13 protein-coding genes are annotated in these 16,104 nt (G+C 65.1%); 3 read left to right on the top strand and 10 right to left on the bottom strand.

Annotation, left to right across the window (positions count from 1 at the left end; all coding sequences use genetic code 11):
• Positions 1-8 precede the first annotated feature (8 nt).
• Together PAQ31011_RS06380 and PAQ31011_RS06375 are read right to left on the bottom strand one after the other, a co-directional pair.
• The gene (locus tag PAQ31011_RS06380) at positions 9-1,334 is read right to left on the bottom strand and encodes an MFS transporter (protein ID WP_150575060.1); all 1,326 of its coding nucleotides are present in this window, start codon (positions 1,332-1,334) and stop codon (positions 9-11) included.
• Positions 1,331-2,521, bottom strand: a complete 1,191-nt coding sequence (locus PAQ31011_RS06375) for a M20 aminoacylase family protein (protein ID WP_150575059.1) — start codon at positions 2,519-2,521, stop codon at positions 1,331-1,333. Before PAQ31011_RS06375 ends, PAQ31011_RS06380 begins: the two co-directional genes overlap by 4 nt.
• Before the next feature lie 268 nt (positions 2,522-2,789).
• On the opposite strand from PAQ31011_RS06375, the gene PAQ31011_RS06370 reads away from it, so the two are divergent.
• The 3 genes from PAQ31011_RS06370 (at position 2,790) to PAQ31011_RS06360 (ending at position 6,075) form a co-directional block, all read left to right on the top strand.
• Positions 2,790-3,710 carry a LysR family transcriptional regulator gene (locus PAQ31011_RS06370; RefSeq protein WP_150575058.1) on the top strand — a complete coding sequence of 307 codons (921 nt, stop codon included), beginning with the start codon at positions 2,790-2,792 and terminating at the stop codon, positions 3,708-3,710.
• Positions 3,711-3,829: 119 nt separating this feature from the next.
• Positions 3,830-5,308 carry a TAXI family TRAP transporter solute-binding subunit gene (locus tag PAQ31011_RS06365; protein WP_246179412.1) on the top strand — a complete coding sequence of 493 codons (1,479 nt, stop codon included), beginning with the start codon at positions 3,830-3,832 and terminating at the stop codon, positions 5,306-5,308.
• A 137-nt stretch (positions 5,309-5,445) separates the two neighbouring features.
• Positions 5,446-6,075, top strand: coding sequence for a GNAT family N-acetyltransferase (locus tag PAQ31011_RS06360; protein ID WP_150575057.1), 630 nt, complete (start codon positions 5,446-5,448; stop codon positions 6,073-6,075).
• Positions 6,076-6,103: 28 nt separating this feature from the next.
• Here PAQ31011_RS06360 and PAQ31011_RS06355 read toward each other — a convergent pair whose 3' ends face one another.
• The 8 genes from PAQ31011_RS06355 to PAQ31011_RS06320 form a co-directional block, all read right to left on the bottom strand.
• On the bottom strand, positions 6,104-6,853 hold the full coding sequence (locus tag PAQ31011_RS06355; protein ID WP_150575056.1) for a glutathione S-transferase: 750 nt from the start codon (positions 6,851-6,853) through the stop codon (positions 6,104-6,106).
• 15 nt (positions 6,854-6,868) lie between these two features.
• A complete protein-coding gene (locus PAQ31011_RS06350) occupies positions 6,869-7,915 on the bottom strand; it encodes a diguanylate cyclase (RefSeq protein ID WP_425495088.1) in 1,047 nt (348 codons plus the stop codon).
• Positions 7,916-7,946: 31 nt separating this feature from the next.
• Entirely contained in the window at positions 7,947-8,954 is a 1,008-nt protein-coding gene (cheB, locus tag PAQ31011_RS06345; protein ID WP_150575055.1) for a chemotaxis response regulator protein-glutamate methylesterase, read from the bottom strand.
• On the bottom strand, positions 8,951-11,404 hold the full coding sequence (locus tag PAQ31011_RS06340) for a hybrid sensor histidine kinase/response regulator (protein WP_150575054.1): 2,454 nt from the start codon (positions 11,402-11,404) through the stop codon (positions 8,951-8,953). The genes cheB and PAQ31011_RS06340 overlap by 4 nt, the downstream gene beginning before the upstream one ends.
• Complete coding sequence (locus PAQ31011_RS06335) at positions 11,401-12,087, bottom strand: chemotaxis protein CheW (RefSeq protein WP_150575053.1); 687 nt, start codon at positions 12,085-12,087, stop codon at positions 11,401-11,403. Before PAQ31011_RS06335 ends, PAQ31011_RS06340 begins: the two co-directional genes overlap by 4 nt.
• On the bottom strand, positions 12,084-13,625 hold the full coding sequence (locus PAQ31011_RS06330; RefSeq protein ID WP_150575052.1) for a CheR family methyltransferase: 1,542 nt from the start codon (positions 13,623-13,625) through the stop codon (positions 12,084-12,086). Before PAQ31011_RS06330 ends, PAQ31011_RS06335 begins: the two co-directional genes overlap by 4 nt.
• Complete coding sequence (locus tag PAQ31011_RS06325) at positions 13,622-14,164, bottom strand: chemotaxis protein CheW (protein WP_150575051.1); 543 nt, start codon at positions 14,162-14,164, stop codon at positions 13,622-13,624. Before PAQ31011_RS06325 ends, PAQ31011_RS06330 begins: the two co-directional genes overlap by 4 nt.
• Before the next feature lie 95 nt (positions 14,165-14,259).
• A complete protein-coding gene (locus tag PAQ31011_RS06320; protein WP_150575050.1) occupies positions 14,260-15,909 on the bottom strand; it encodes a methyl-accepting chemotaxis protein in 1,650 nt (549 codons plus the stop codon).
• Between the last annotated feature and the right edge of the window lie 195 nt (positions 15,910-16,104).

Below are 16,104 nucleotides of genomic sequence, written 5' to 3'. Positions count from 1 at the left end.
ATCCGCGATTACTCGTCGAGCACCTTATTCCCGGTCTCTTCGAACATCGACACGGCGATGAGCGACACGATCACGCAGGCGATCATGTACCACGCCGGGGCCATCTTGTTACCCGTCACACGAATCAGCCAACCCGCAACGAGCTGCGCCGTGCCGCCGAACACCGAGACCGAAATCGCATACGCGCTCGACATGTAGCCCGCACGCAGATGCTTCGGGAAGTTCTCCGGCATCAGCGCGTACGCAGGGGCCGAACCCATCGTGTAGCAGAGCATCAGCACGATCAGCGCTGCGAGCACCACCGGCAGCGACGGGTAGTTGATCATCACCCAGAACGCCGGATACAGCAGGACGATCAGTGCCACGCGGCCGAACATCGTCAGCGGCTTGCGCTTGCCCATCTTGTCCGACCACGCACCGTAGATCGGGCACATCACCAGCGAGATCGTGCTGGCGGCAACGCCCGCGAGCATCGACATCTTCGGCGGCAGGCCCAGGTACTGAATGCAGTACGTCGGCATGTAATACATCATCACGTACGTCGACACGGACATGCCCGCAATCGAGAAGATCGTGAGGAACCAGTTGCGCACGTACAGGCCACGCTTGGGATCGTCGCGACCGGCAACGACCTTCGCCTTCGGCGGCTCTTCCTGAATGTGACGACGCAGATAGATACCGACCGGTGCGATCAGCGTGCCGAGCAGGAACGGAATGCGCCAGCCCCAGCTGTGCATGGTGTCGTCCGAGAGCAGGAAGCCGAGGCTCGCTGCCAGACCCGAGCCGAGCAGGGCGGCTGCGCCCTGACTTGCCAACTGCCAGCTTGCACGGAAGCCACGGCTCTTCGCGCCACCGACTTCCAGCAGCGTGGCCGTCGCCGCACCGAACTCACCGCCTTGCGCGAAACCTTGCAGCAGACGTGCGCTCACGATCAGCAGCGGGGCTGCCAGACCGATCTGCGCATACGTCGGCGCAAGACCGATGGCGGCCGAACCGATCGCCATCAACAGGATAGTCAGCGTGAGCGCGGGCTTGCGTCCTGCGCGGTCGGCATAACGGCCGAGCACGATGCCGCCGAGCGGGCGCATCACGAAGCCCACCGCGAACACGGCGAACGCGAGCAGCGACGACGTGATGGGATCATCCGCCGGGAAGAACTGCTTGCCGATGGTCAGCGCGAAGTAGCTGTAGACCGTGAAGTCGAAGAACTCCAGCAGGTTGCCGATGACGGCGGCAAAGACGATCTTGCGTTGTTGCGACGGCGACATCTGCACCGTCGGCGACGACGCTGCGCCGTCACCCTGAAACGTTTGCGATTGCGTGGCGGTGCTCATGCGCGGTCCTTGGCAAGAAAGCGTTCGACCAGACGCGTCCAGAAGGCGGCACCGATGGTCAGATTGTCGTCGTTGAAGTCGTACTTGGCGTTGTGCAGCATCGGTTTGCCTTCGCCGTTACCCAGGCGAATGAAGCAACCCGGCACCTTTTGCAGGTAGTAAGCGAAATCTTCGCTACCGGCGATGGGCGGGAACGGCGAAATGATGTGCTCCGCACCGACCAGCTCTTCGGCCACGCTGCGGGCAAATTCCGTTTCCGCTTCGCTGTTTACCAGCACCGGATAGCCACGGATGTACTCGATGTCGGCGCTCGCACCGAAGCCTTCGGTATGCGACTTCACCAGTGCGCAAATGCGCTCTTCGAGCGTCGCGCGCACCTTCGCCGAGAACGAGCGCACGCTCAGTTCCATCGTGGCGTCTTCGGGAATGACGTTCGGTGCGAAACCCGCATGGAACGTGCCGACGGTCACGACCGCCGCTTCCGTCGGGTCGATACTGCGCGCCACCACGGTTTGCAGCGCCATCACGAGACCACTGCCGATCACCACCGGGTCGATGGCCAGATGCGGACGCGCCGCATGGCCGCCACGGCCGTGAATGCGGATCTTGACGGTGTCGCACGCGGCCATCAGCGGGCCAGCGCGGAAACCGAACGTGCCCGTAGCCACGCCCGGGTGGTTATGCAGACCGAAGATCGCTTCGCACGGGAAGCGCTCGAACAGGCCGTCGGCAATCATCTGCTCCGCGCCGCTGTTCGAACCGGCTTCTTCCGCCGGCTGGAAAATCAGATGGACGGTGCCGTCGAAGTTGCGCGTCTTGGCGAGATGTTGTGCGGCGCCGAGCAACACGGTCGTGTGACCGTCGTGGCCGCAGGCGTGCATCTTGCCGTCGTGCACGCTGGCGTAGGCGAGACCCGTCTGCTCGTGAATCGGAAGCGCGTCCATGTCGGCGCGCACACCAACCGTGCGACCGCTCGTGCCCGCAGTGAGCGAGGCCACCACGCCGTGACCACCGACGTTACGTGTGACCGTGTAACCCCAGCTTTCCAGCTTTTCCGCCACGTAACGCGACGTGTCGACTTCCTCGTAGGACAGCTCGGGGTGTTGGTGGATGTGGTGACGAATGTCGGCCAACTGCTCACGCGCGTCGGCCAGATCGCTCACCTCGCAATAGCGAATCTCGCTCATCGGGGACTCCTCTCTAGTTTTTTGATTAACGCGGAGTATTGCACCGACGAAATTTCCCACCGATGACCCTCAACAGGTCAAAATGTTGCTTTCAGAGCAACAGTCGGCTGTACAGCGATATAGGGCAAATGTCCGTATCGACGAGCAAAACCACAGTCGATTCAAAGAGTTGCCTTTCCCATTCGACGGGAGTTGACGACGTTGCAGGGCTGTCTCTGCGTTATGCGCCAGACCGGTGCATCCGCTCGAACGCAACAGTGAAACAAACATGAACAACGAATCGTGGATGGACGACGTCGGCGAGCGCCCGCTCAAATATCTCGCCGAGATTGCCTCGACCGGGGGCGTACGCATGGCCGCCGAAGCGCTCGGCGTGAATCCGTCCGTCGTCAGCCGACAGATCGCGGCGATGGAGCGACGGCTTCGGTTTCCGCTCATCGAGCGGCGCGGGCGCAATGTGATCGTCACCGAAATCGGTCAGGTGCTCATCGACTATTACCGCGACGGCCAGCGGCGTCAGCGCGACTTGTCGGCGCGGCTGGAGGAGTACCGGCATCTGAAGCGAGGGCGTGTCGCCATCGGCGTGGGGGAAGGGTTTATCGGGCGTCTCATTGCGCAGGCGTTACAGCGTTTCTCCATGAGCTATCCGGACATCCTCGTCGAAATCCGTTCCGGTCCCACACCGGCGGTGCTCGCGCTCGTGCGCGACGATGTGGTCGACATCGGCCTGTGCGCCCGCTCGGACGACGACCCCGCCATGCGCATCCATCCATTCGCCGCCAAGGCGTTGTGCGCCGTGGTCGCCCCCACGCATCGCTTCGCGAAGATGGAGAGCGTGCCGCCCTCGGAACTGGTGCACGAGCGACTCATCTTCATGACCGAAGCCCACGGTGTGCAGCACTTCGTGCACTCGGTGCTCGACACGGCGCGTCTGAACGTGACGCCCGCGTATCGCGTCGATCTCTTCAATACGGCGCAGACGCTCGCCGCAGCCGGGCTGGGCGTCGCCTTCATGTCGGCCATCACAGCACGGCGCGGCATCGAACTCGGGGAACTGGTCGCGGTGCCCATCGATCACCCGATTGCCGCCGGTTTCTCCAGCCAGATGATGACCCGCGTGGGACGCCGCCTCTCGCCCGCGGCCGACCATCTATGGAAACAGCTCGCGCAGAGTCTCGCGAATCGATGATTCGAAGATGTGTCGGCGATGAATGAGGACGGCTTGGGTCCGGCGTCGGGAGCGATGCCGTAGATGGCGTATGATCGGCCGGATGTTGGACCCGTTGGCTAAGCCCGCCCGATCAATTCATGACGACTGACTCTAACCAACCCGCCCACCGGCGACTCCGCGCGCGCTTTGTCGCGATTTCCTGGCGAGATCTCGCCGTCTCCTTCGGCCCTGTCGTGCTCATCGCGATTGCGGCCATCTGGCTCGCCGTCTGGCTCGTGCAACCGGCCCCGCCGCGCACCGTCACGCTGAGCGCCGGACCGGAAGGCAGTTCGTTCTGGACTGCCGCCCAACGTTACAAGACCATCCTCGCCCGCGACGGCATCACGCTTAACGTGCTGACCTCCGAAGGCTCGCGTCAGAACGTCGAGCGTCTGGCCGACGACAAGCAGAATGTCGACCTCGGCCTCGTGCAGGGAGGCGTGTCGCAGGGGCTCGATACCGAGGGACTGGTCTCGCTCGGCAGCATGTTCTACGCGCCGATTTCCGTCTTCTATCGCGGCGATCGCGTGACGAAGCTCTCCGACTTCGCGGGCAAGCGCATCGCCATCGGCCGTGAAGGCAGCGGGGCGCGTGCGCTGTCGCTCACGCTGCTCAAGGCGAACGGGATCGAGCCCGGTGGCCCGACCAAGCTCACCGCCTACGACGGGCAGGAAGCCGCGCAGGCGCTGATCGACGGACGTGTCGATGCGGCGATGCTCACCGGCGACACCGCCACCGGCCCCACGATGGGCAAGCTGATCCGCACCCCCGGCGTGCGGCTGATGGACTTCGCGCAAGCCGATGCCTACACGCGCCGCTTCACCTATCTGAATCAGTTGACGCTGCCGCGCGGGGTCTTCGATCTCGGTCGCAATCTACCGGCGCAACCGGTGCACGTGATCAGCCCGACAGTCGAACTCGTCGCACGCGAAAGTCTGCACCCGGCGCTCTCCGATCTGCTCATCGAAGCGGCGCGCGAGGTCCACGGCAAGGCCAACCTGCTGCAACGTGCAGGCGAATTTCCCTCTGCACAAGTGCACGAGTTTCCGATTTCCGACGACGCCGCGCGTTACTACAAGTCGGGCAAGGGATTCCTGTACCGCCATCTGCCGTTCTGGATTGCGAGCCTCGCCGACCGGATCGTCGTGCTGCTCGTACCGATCATCGTGGTGCTGATTCCGGCGTTCCGACTGGTGCCGTCGCTGTATAGCTGGCGGGTGAAGTCGCGACTGTATCGCTGGTACGGTGCGCTCATCGCGCTGGAGCGCGAGGCGCTGGCCGACGACGCCCACACGGAGTACGCCAGCCTGCGTCACCGGCTCGACGCCGTCGAGGCCGCCGTCAATCGGCTGAAGATTCCGCTCGCCTATGCCGACCAGTTCTACGTGCTTCGCGAACACATCGGCTTCGTGCGTGCACGGCTCGACGCGATGAATGCCGAACCGGGCAGGGAGAGCGCATCGGAGGCATCAGGCGCGGCGGGCGGCGATGCCGTCCAGCGGGCCGGTGGCGTGCCGCCGCAAGCGGAAGATCCGACAAGTGACACGGCGACGCAGAAGACTTCGAAAGAGACTTGAGCAGCATCTCAAAGAATGGCTTATGCAGCGCATAATCTGCACAAGCTTTTCTTATAGCAAGTAGCGGCGCACACTGCCGACAGTCACGGGCCGGAAGACCGGCCCGTTGTGAACTCCAACGCTATTGGTTCTACGGTATGTCGTCTCGTCCTGCTCAATCTTGCCGCCCGTCGTCATCGTCGACGGCACCCACCGCACCGGCATTGGCCGAATCGCGATGCGTGGGCACTGAACTGGCGCGCTGCGCATGCAACGTGCGTCCGGTACGAGACGACGATCTCCCCGCCATCACGGCCATCTACGCCCATCACGTGCTCACCGGCTCGGCGTCGTTCGAAGAGGTGCCGCCCGACGAAGCCGAGATGCGGGCGCGCTGCGCGAAGGTTCGCGATGCGGGTCTGCCTTACCTCGTGGCGGAACATGAGGGCAGGGTGCTCGGCTACGCGTACGCCACACATTACCGTCCGCGCTCGGCCTATCGCTTCACGCTGGAAGACTCGGTGTACATCGCGGCCGATGCCATTGGACAAGGCGTCGGACGTGCACTGTTGCTCACGCTCATCGCGCGGTGTGAAGGGGGTCCGTGGCGGCAACTGATCGCGAACGTCGGCGATAGCGGCAACCGGGCGTCGCTCGCGCTGCACGCTGCGTGCGGTTTCGAGCATGCAGGCACGCTCAAGTCCGTCGGCTTCAAATTCGGCCGATGGGTCGACACCGTACTGATGCAGCGCTCGCTCAACGCCGGGGATACCTCGTTGCCGGAATAGGCCGAGTAAGCCGGGACCAGGTCGACCGTCAAAACGGCGACGCCCGATCCAGTTCCTTGTAGTGCCGGAAGATGCCCGTGGTGTTGAACGCGATGCGACGCGACGACTTGAGATACGCCGCGACAAGCGGCTCGCGGGCGACGGCGTCGCGCACCGACTGACAGCGCGGGAAGGCCTTCGCGAATCCCGACATGGCGCGGGGAAACGCGTAATACAACCCCTCGATCACCTGAAATAACGACAGGTCGGCATACGACAGCGCACCTTCGCTGAGCCATCCCCCCGCGTTCGGATTGTTCGCCAGCACGCGCTCGAAATACCCGAAGAATTTCGGCAGACGGTAGTCGATCAGGTCCGCCGTGCGCTTACGCGCCTCCGTCTTCTGGTTGCTGTAATAGAGGCGACTGGCGATGGGATGGTGACCGTCGTGCACCTCGGCGACGAGGTCGGCCAGCGTCAACTGCAACTGATTGACCCAGCGTCGCGCGCGTGGCGATTCACCGACGAGGCCCAGCAACGGTCCGAGATACGCGAGGATGTTGGCCGTCTGTCCGATCAGCTCGTCGCCGGAGGGGTGTCGGACACGCAGGAAAGGCGGTGCGAACGGCGGGTCCATGCAGGCCGGATCGTCCATCGTGTGCAGCAGACCGTCCATGCCCTGACCCGGGCCGTCCTCCTGCACGATCTCGACATACGGCGTGCCGCTGGCCTCGAACGCGAGGCGGACAAACTCGCCGCGCCCTTGCAGGCCCGGCCAATAGAACAGCTCGAAGGTCATGCACCCTCCTCAGGCTCAGGAAGCGCCTGGCTGCATCTCCACGCGATTCTTGCCCTGTTGCTTGGCGCGATAAAGCGCCAGATCCGCCGACTCGATCAACGAGGTCGACGCCATGTGCGTGCGTGGCACCAGCGCCGCGCCGCCGAGACTGATCGTCACGTGCCGGCCGTTGGCCGACCCCACGTGCGCAATCGCCATCGCTTCGATCTGCGCGCGCACCTTCTCGCCAATCGCCGCCGCCCCGCTGGCCGACGTGTTCGGCAGCACCATCACGAACTCTTCGCCACCGAAACGCGCCGCGAGATCGGCCGGACGCGCCGCCGCTTCCGCAATGGTGCGCGCCACGCGACGCAGCACGTCGTCGCCTGCAATGTGGCCGTAGGTGTCGTTGTAGATCTTGAAGTTGTCGACGTCGATCATCAGCAGCGCCATCTCGCGTTGTTCACGCAAGGCGCGACGCCATTCCGCACCGAAGTACTCGTCGAAGTAACGGCGGTTCGCCAGCCCGGTCAGGCCATCGGAATGCGTGAGACGCTGCAACTCCAGATTCGTCTCCAGCAGTTGTTGCTGGCTCTCGCGCAGCGCCCGATACGCTTCGTCGCGTTGCAGCAGGTTCATGTACGAGCGCGAGTGGTAGCGAATGCGCGCGACCAGCTCGATGGTGTCGGGCAGCTTGACCAGATAGTCGTTGGCCCCGGCCGCAAACGCCTCGCGCTTGATCGTCGACTCTTCCTTGGTCGAGAGCACGATGATCGGGATGTCGCGCGTGAGCGGGCTTGCGCGGTACTGACGCACCAGCGACAACCCGTCGGTACCCGGCATCACGAGATCCTGGAGGATGACGGTCGGGCGTGTCTGTTCGGCGACGCGCAGCGCATCGTCCGGATTCGAGCAATAGTGAAAATCGATGTTCGCTTCGCCGGTCAGCGCACGGCGGATCGCTTCGCCCACCATCGCCTGATCGTCGACGAGCAACACCATCGCCGACGATTCGCTTAGGCTGCTCTCTGCGCCACCGATGGGTGGCGTGGCCGGTTTGGATTGGCGCGGGGTTGTCGTCATCGTTATTCGTCCCTCTGTTTTTGTCCCACAGTCATACGGTGCCGAACAGCGTCACCAATTGTGGCGCGATGGTGTTCAGCGGCAGGATTTGCGACGCTGCGCCGGCCTCGGCCGCCGCTTTGGGCATGCCGTACACCGCGCTCGTCGCGCGATCCTGCGCGATGGTCATAAAGCCCTGCGTGCGCATGGCACCCAGCCCTGCGGCACCGTCGCGACCCATGCCCGTCAGGAGCACGCCAACCGCGCGCGAGCGCCAGTTCTCGGCCACGCTGCGCAGGAAGACGTCGATGGACGGACGATACACCGCATCCGTGGGTTCGTCGGTATACACGCAGCGGCCGCTGGCGTCCACCCGCAGGTGACGGTTTCCACCCGCGAGCAGCACCGCGCCCGCCGTGGGACGCTCGCCCGCCTCCACCAGCCGCACCGAGAGCGGCGTCTGCTGATCGAGCCACGCCGCCATACCGGGCGCGAAGGCATCGTCCACATGCTGTACGACGATCACGCCCGCCGCGAAGTTCGCAGGCAGGCGGCCGAGCAGCGTTGCCAAGGCAGCAGGACCGCCCGCCGATGCGCCGATGGCCACCAGCGCGTCCGTCTCGGGCACGACGCGCGGCACCACAACTGTCTGCGGTATGCGGGCGTCGGCCTGCTGCGCCGCCACGGCCTCGATCTTCGCGAGCAACGACGAGGCCGGACGCGCCAGTTCCGCCGCCCCAAGCACAGGCGTATCGACGGCGTCGACCGCACCAGCGCCCATCGCATCGAACACGAGGCTCGCGTGATGGCCGACGTCCGACGTCACGATCAGAATCGGGCACGGTGTGCGACGCATGATCTCGCGCGTCGCGGCCACTCCGTCCATGACCGGCATGACGAGATCCATGAGCACGAGGTCGGGTGGCACAGGCGCGCACATCCGTACCGCCTGCGCGCCGTCGTGCGCGACCCACGCCACTTCCAGGCCCGGACGCTGCGCAAGCGTGCGACGCAACGCCTCCACCGCAATGACCGAATCGTTCACGATGCCGATTTTCATGACCCCGACTCCCCGATGAGATCCACGACAGCGCGCAGCAGCGCGTCGTCGTGGAAGCTGCCTTTCGCGAGGTAATAATCGGCACCCGCATCGAGTCCGCGCTGCCGGTCTTCCTCGCGATCCTTGTATGAAACGATCATGACGGGCAATTCCGCCGTGCGCGGGTCGCGTTTGATGAGCGTCACCAGCTCGATGCCATCCATGCGTGGCATATCGACGTCGGTGATCACCATGTCGAACGTTTCGCTGCGCACTGCGTTCCAGCCATCCATGCCGTCGATGGCGACGCTCACGTCGTAGCCGCGCGCGGCGAGCAGCTTGCGCTCAAGCTCGCGCACGGTGAGCGAGTCGTCCACCACCAGCAAACGTTTGCGACCGCGCCCGCTGGCCTGCGCGGCGCGCATCGGCAAGCGCTCCAGCGAGCCCATTTCCACGGCCTTCGCAATCGAGCGCACCAGATCGGCCGTATCGATGATGAGCAGCGGCGAGCCATCTTCCGTCAGTGCCCCGGCGGCGATGTTGGGCAACTTGCCGAGCCGCGCGTCGAGCGGCTGCACGACGAGCATACGCTCGCCGAGGAATTTGTCGACGGCCAGCCCGTAGCGCGCTTCGCCATCACCAAACACCACGACTGGCTGATCGCCGGAGGTGCCTGCCGGTTCGGTGCCGCACAACACCTGCTGCGCGCTCACGAGGCCGATCTGTTTGCCGTCCAGCGTGAAATGCGGACGCCCTTCGAGCATGTCGATGTCTTCCTGCGGCAGCGCCAGCGTGCGCGACAGGCTGGCGAGCGGCAACGCATACGGCTCGCCCGCGATCTCGACGAGCAGGCTGCGCACCACCGACAGCGTGAGCGGCAGTTGCAGGATGAACTTCGTGCCGCGCCCGGGGGTGTGTTCGATGCGCACAGTGCCCCGCACCATCGCGACCATCGCGCGCACCGCGTCGAGGCCGACGCCGCGCCCGGACACATCCGTAACGGTGTCACGCAATGTGAAGCCCGGCAGCATCAGGAATTCGAGCAATTCGTTGTCGTCGAGATGACGTGCCGTCTCATGCGCGACGAGTCCGCGCTTGACCACGGCCTCGCGCACGCGTTCGATGTCGATACCTGCGCCGTCGTCGGACACGCTCACGAGCAGCAGCCCCGCGCTATGACGCGCGCTGAGCGTGATGACGCCCTCGGCAGGTTTGCCGGCCGCCGCCCGCACTTCCGGACGCTCCAGCCCGTGATCGACAGCATTGCGCAACAGATGCCCCAGCGGCGCTTCAAGCTGATCGAGGATGTCGCGATCGACCTGCGTATCTGCGCCGCGAATCTCCAGCCGCGCCGGTTTGCCGAGCGAGCGGCCCAGATCGCGCACCATGCGGGCGAATCCGCCAAGACGGTCGTCGATGGGTCGCATGCGGCACGCCAGCGCCTCGTCGTACAGACGTTGCGACAGTTGCGTCGAGCGTCGGTCGAAGTCGTCCAGTTCGTGAATCTGTTCGGCCAGCAACTGACCGCCGACGCCGAGCGCGCGCCGCAGATCTGCGAGCGCCGAGAGTAACAACTGACGATCTTCGTCGGAGCGGTCGGCGACTTGTGCGAGCGCCGAACTCACGCGATCGAGCGCGTCGCCCGCGTCGTGCTGATGACGTTTCAGGCGCTGCAACGATTGCGCGAACGGTTGCGACCAGCGTGACGCGACCAGCGCTTCGCTCGACAGTCGCAGCAACCGGTCGAGGTTGTCTGCGGAGACGCGCAGGGCACGCGAAGCGCTGTCGCTGGTGCCCGCGTGTACGCCCGGCTCGGCGGTGTAAGTGTCGTGCGTCTCCCGTGTCTCGGGATGCGTCGGCGGCACCGTGTGCTCCACAACGCGCGGGAGTGCGAGACTGTCCCGCACGTGACTGTCGTCGGACTCGGGCGTTTCATGCGAGATGTTCGAGACGAGCGCTTCGGTGCTTGCAGCGTCGCGCTCACCTGCCTCCATGCCATAGCTCGCGTAATCGAAAGCGGTGAGTTCGCCGGAGGCACCGGGCGCCTGCGACGCATCGCCCGTCAATGCCGAAAGCTCGCTGGCGAACGATGAGACGAACGCGTCGATCTCGGCCTTGCCTGCGCCTTGCGCCCAGTTCGGATCGCGTCCCGGCGGATGCGCGAGACGCATCAGCAGATCGACACCTTGCAACAGGCGGTCGATGATCGATACGTTGAGCGCGAGCGCACCATGCTGCGCCGCGACGAAGGCATCCTCCAGCACGTGCGCGAGCGAGACCCCCGCTTCGACGCCGACGATGCGTGCCGCGCCCTTGAGCGAATGCGCGGCACGCATGCACGCTTCGAGTCGCGCCGCATCGGTCGGCGCGCGTTCGAGTGCAAGCAGGCCGTCGCCGAGAACTTGCGCCTGCGTCTCCGTCTCCATGCGGAACAGGTCGAGCAGCGTGGCGTTCTGCAGATCGTCGCTCATGCGAGGCTCCGGTCGAACGCCGCGCCAACGCGCAGCGGGTCCAGCACACCGACGATGTGATCGCGCCACGGCAGCACCGCGACGGCAAAGCCGTCCGACGCACCGAGCGCCGTCGCGGGCACCGCGCCCATGGACGCGCGGGCGGGCGTCACCGTGCCGTGCACCTCCGTCACAGGAAATGCGCTCAGATGATGCCCATGACGCAACGCCAGCAGTCGCGCCGTGCTCGCACGCAGACTGTTCGCCGGTGGCGTCTGGGTTTGCGGTGCAGGCTGCACGCCGAGCAGTTCGCCGAGCGACAGACAGGGCACGAGCGCGCCACGCAAGTTGACGAGCCCCAGCAACGCCCGCTGCCGATGGCCCGGTACGGAATGCCAGCCACGCATGGGTGCGACTTCTTCGATGGTGGAAGCGGGCAGGGCGAGCCATTCGTCCGCCAACCGGAAAAGCAGCAGCGACGTACCACGCTCGCGCTCCTGCTCGCCGGGGATTGCGCGCCACGGTGCCGGGTCGACCGGCACCACGGGCAAACGGTCGAGCAATTCCGCCGCCTGTCGATGCAGCGTGTTGCCGTTCGCTTGCGCAGATTGCGAGGGGTGCAAGGGCTGCCCAGACGATGGCTGTGAAAGTTGGCGCTCGCCGGACACGGGACCGGCCTCAGGCGCGGATTCGCGGTAGGTCATCGATGTCGGTTCCCGTGGCGATGCGTCTGATCATGCGATTGGGTGGTCGTGCGCGAAGTCGTGCTCGCGCGTTGGGTAGGTTCGGTGCGCTCGGCACGCTCCAGCAGACGTCGCGCGCCCGTTGCGTCGCCGCGCGCGTCGAGCAGCGCAGCGCAATGCACCAACGCTTCGTAATGTCCCGGTTCAAGATAGAGCGCGCGACGGTAATGGATGAGTGCGCCCTGTGCGTCGCCGCGCGCATCTTCGACCAGCCCCAGCAGATACTCGGCCTGCGCATTGGCCCGGTCGACAGCCAACACCGCACGGCACAACGCCACGGCGCGCACGAAGTCACCGGCGTCGGCGGCGGTTTGCGCCTGTGTGAGTTGTACGGCGATGTCGGTTTTTTCAGTGGCGTCGATGTGCTGAAAAACGCCGGGGCGTGGTGACTCGGGCGGCGGCGTAATCGGCGTCGACGTCAGTGGCGCAAAAGTGCGCGAGGGGCCTGCGCCCGTCGAAGTCGGAAGCGGGGCCTGCGCTTGCGCGGATGAAAATGGCGACGGCGTCGGCACCACATGCGAAACGTGTGGCGACGTAACGCGATGCTGCGTCACCGCGTCGAGGGCGCTGACCGGTGGCGTGGGGCGGAAGGCGTCGAGCGTGCCCGTCGGACGCGACAGACCCGCTGCCGACGTCTGCACGTCTCGCACCGGCCCCGCCACGCGGAACGAAAAAGCCTGCACGTGGCCCGTCGGTGCCAGCCCGTTGCTCGTCAGCGTCCCGCCCTCGGCCGGTCCGGCGAAGAGCGTCGCGCCCATGCGCATGAGTTGTTCGAGCGCCGCAATGGCACGACGTTGTCCGTCGCGATCGAAGTAGATCAGCACATTGCGGAAGAACACGTAATCGAACGTGCCCAGCCGGTCGACGAGCGACGGATCGAACAGATTGCCCGAGTGCCAGCGCACCTGCGTACGCAACGCACTGATCACACGAAAGCTTTCGTCCTCGGGCGTGAAGTAGCGATCCCGGAACAGCATCGTGCCCGGCGGACCGCGAAACGAATTGCGGCCGTAAAGTCCTTCGCGAGCAACGGTCAGCGCGCGTTCACTGATGTCGAGCGCGTCGATGGTGAAGTCATTCGCCCCGAGGCCTGCGTCGAACATCGTCATCGCCATCGAGTACGGCTCTTCTCCGGTGGAACACGGCAGGCTCAGCAGTCGCAACGCCTGCCCTTCGCGCGCGGTGCCCCGACGAGATTCGCGCTCATCATGAACCATCTGCGTCAGCGCGGTGAACGCGTCGCGATGCCGGAAGAACCATGTCTCCGGTACCACCACTGCCTCGATCAGCGCCTGCAATTCCTGCGGCGATTGCTGCAAGCGCTGCCAGTAACGCGTGTACGGCGGCGCATCATGCATGTCCGGCATGTCCGGCGACGCAGCGGAAAGGGCGGCAAGACGCACGCGTATCGCACGTTCGATGGCGTTCGCGCCGAGCGTTTCGGCGTCCAGCCCCATCGTGTCGTACAGCAAGCGCTCAATGTCTCGCACGTGGCTCATGACGACGCCTCCGTTGCGTTCGCCGCGCCCGCATTACCTGCATTACTCGCTTCATCCGCGCCCTGCGCCTCGACGGCCAGCGCGTCCTTCGCTGCGTCGAACAGCATGGCGCGGGCCTCGTCCGTCAGCAACTGGTCGACGCGCACCCACTGCACGAGTCCGTCATCGGTATCGAGCACGGGGCCGAGATAGCGGCCTTCGGGCAGGTCGACGCCGCTCGTCTGAAACGCCGCCGGATCGGCGCGCAAGGTATCGGTCGCGCGCTCGACGAGTACCCCCAGACGCCGCGCGCTCGGCCCGGGCGACGGGTAGTGCACGAGCACTAGTCGCGTGGAGCGCCGCGCAGGCGCGTCACGTCCCGTGGCGAGCCGCGTCAGATCGATCACCGGCACGGACTCGCCACGATAGCTGAACGCGCCCGCCACCCAGGCCGGTGCGGCGGGCAGACGCTTGAGCGCCAGCCACGGCAGCACCTCGGCGACGTGGCCCGCTTCGATGACGTAGTGATCGGTCGCGATGGCGAAACGCAGGAACAACATGGCGATGTCCGCGAAATAAACAACAAAAACTCGACGAAAGCTCGACGAAAATCCGACGAATCAGCGACGACTAAACGACGAATGAATGGACGACGTCAAACGAGTCCCGTGGGCGGGAGCGCCTGCACCTTGAAGCGCGACACCCCGCTCTTGAGACCATTGGCGACGTGATTGAGCTCTTCGATGGCCTGACTCGATTGCTGCAACGATTCGGCCGTCTGCTGCGCAGCCTCGGAGAGCTGCACCAGCGCCTGATTGATCTGCTCCGCGCCGGTGGCCTGCGCCTGCATGCCTTCGTTGACGACCTGGAAGCGCGGCGGCAGCGTCTGCACCTGCGCAATGATCTGCGCGAGCTGATCGCCGACCTGACGCATCTCGTCCATGCCGCGACGCACTTCCTCGGCGAACTTGTCCATGCCCATCACCCCGGCCGACACCGCCGACTGGATCTCCTTGATCATCTGCTCGATGTCGTAGGTCGCCACGGCCGTCTGATCGGCCAGGCGACGGATCTCGGTCGCCACCACCGCAAAACCGCGACCGTACTCGCCGGCCTTCTCGGCTTCAATGGCCGCGTTCAGCGAGAGCAGGTTGGTCTGATCCGCGACCTTCGTAATCGTCGTCACGACCTGATTGATGTTGCCCGCCTTCTCGTTGAGGATGCCGAGCTTGCCGTTGACCGAACCGGCCGCATCCATCACATGACGCATGGCGTCTTCCATACGCGTGAGGCCGACGTGTCCGGTGCCCGCGAGCGACGCCGCGTGATCGGCCACGCCCGCCACTTCGGTCATGGTGCGCGCCAGATCGCGCGACGTGGCGAAGATCTCGCGCGAGGTCGCGCCGATCTCGGTCGTCGTCGCGGCCGTCTCCGATGCGGTGGCCTGTTGCTGACGCGACGTCGCAGCAATCTCGGTCACGGAGGTCGTGACCTGCAACGCCGACTTCTGTGCCTGCCCGACGAGGCCCGTCAGTTCGTCCGTCATCCGGTTGAAGCCCGACTCCAGCGCACCGAATTCGTCGCGACGCGCCAGATCGAGGCGCTTGGTCAGATCGCCCGAGCGCATAACTTCCAGGATCTGCATGACGCTCGCGAGCGGCGCACTGATCGCGCGGAACAGCAGCCAGCCGGCAAGGATGGCCACCGCGAGCGCCACGCACAGCGTGATGAGCAGCGTGGCCTTGGCCGCAGTCACAGCTTCGCCGATATTGTGGGTCGACTCGTCGGAATAGGTCTTGTTGGTATCGACCAGGCGTTGAATCGCCGAACGGCCACGCCCCCATTCGGGGTAAAGCTGATCAGTGAGCATGGCGCGGGCGGCCGGCAACTGACCGTCCGCCACGAGCTTGAGCACCTGATTGCTGATGCGCCCGTACTGACTGCGCACGCCGCGCACCTCGTCGTACTGCAAGCGGTCGATGGCGCGATTGACGGTCTTGCCGTAATCCTTGATCCAGCCGTCGATGCGCGTATCGGCCGAGCGCAAGGCGTCGAGATCGATGGCGCGGGTCTTGTCGTTGTCGTCGATAGCGACAACCTGCTGGAGCAGTTGATAACTCTCGAACCACGCGCCGCGCAGCATCGTGCTGTAGTAGAGGCCCGGCGCGGAATCGTCTTCCACACTGTGCGCCTCCGCTTCGATGGCGGACAGTCGCGTGTAAGCGATGCCGGCCATAAGGGCCATCAGGGCAAGGATCAGGCCAAAACTGGCCAGAATGCGATGTCGGATCGACCAGTGTTTCACGCCGCGCTCCCGTTCGTGTACACGCCCGGTGCCGGGGAGGGCGACGCGGGCCTTTTTGAGGTTACGCCGATTCTATTACAGCGGCCCGGCCGGGCAACGCCGGTCAGGCCGTGTATTTGGGTTTATTTCTGATTTGTCGCGCACCCCCGGGCACGGCTTGTGCCCGGGTGCACCGCTGTAAGGATGCCGCCGGAT

Origin of the sequence: Pandoraea aquatica (genome assembly GCF_902459565.1) — a bacterium.
Classification (GTDB): Bacteria; Pseudomonadota; Gammaproteobacteria; order Burkholderiales; family Burkholderiaceae; genus Pandoraea; species Pandoraea aquatica.
Note: the sequence above shows the minus strand (reverse complement) of the source record. Positions and strands in the feature narration are given on the sequence as shown.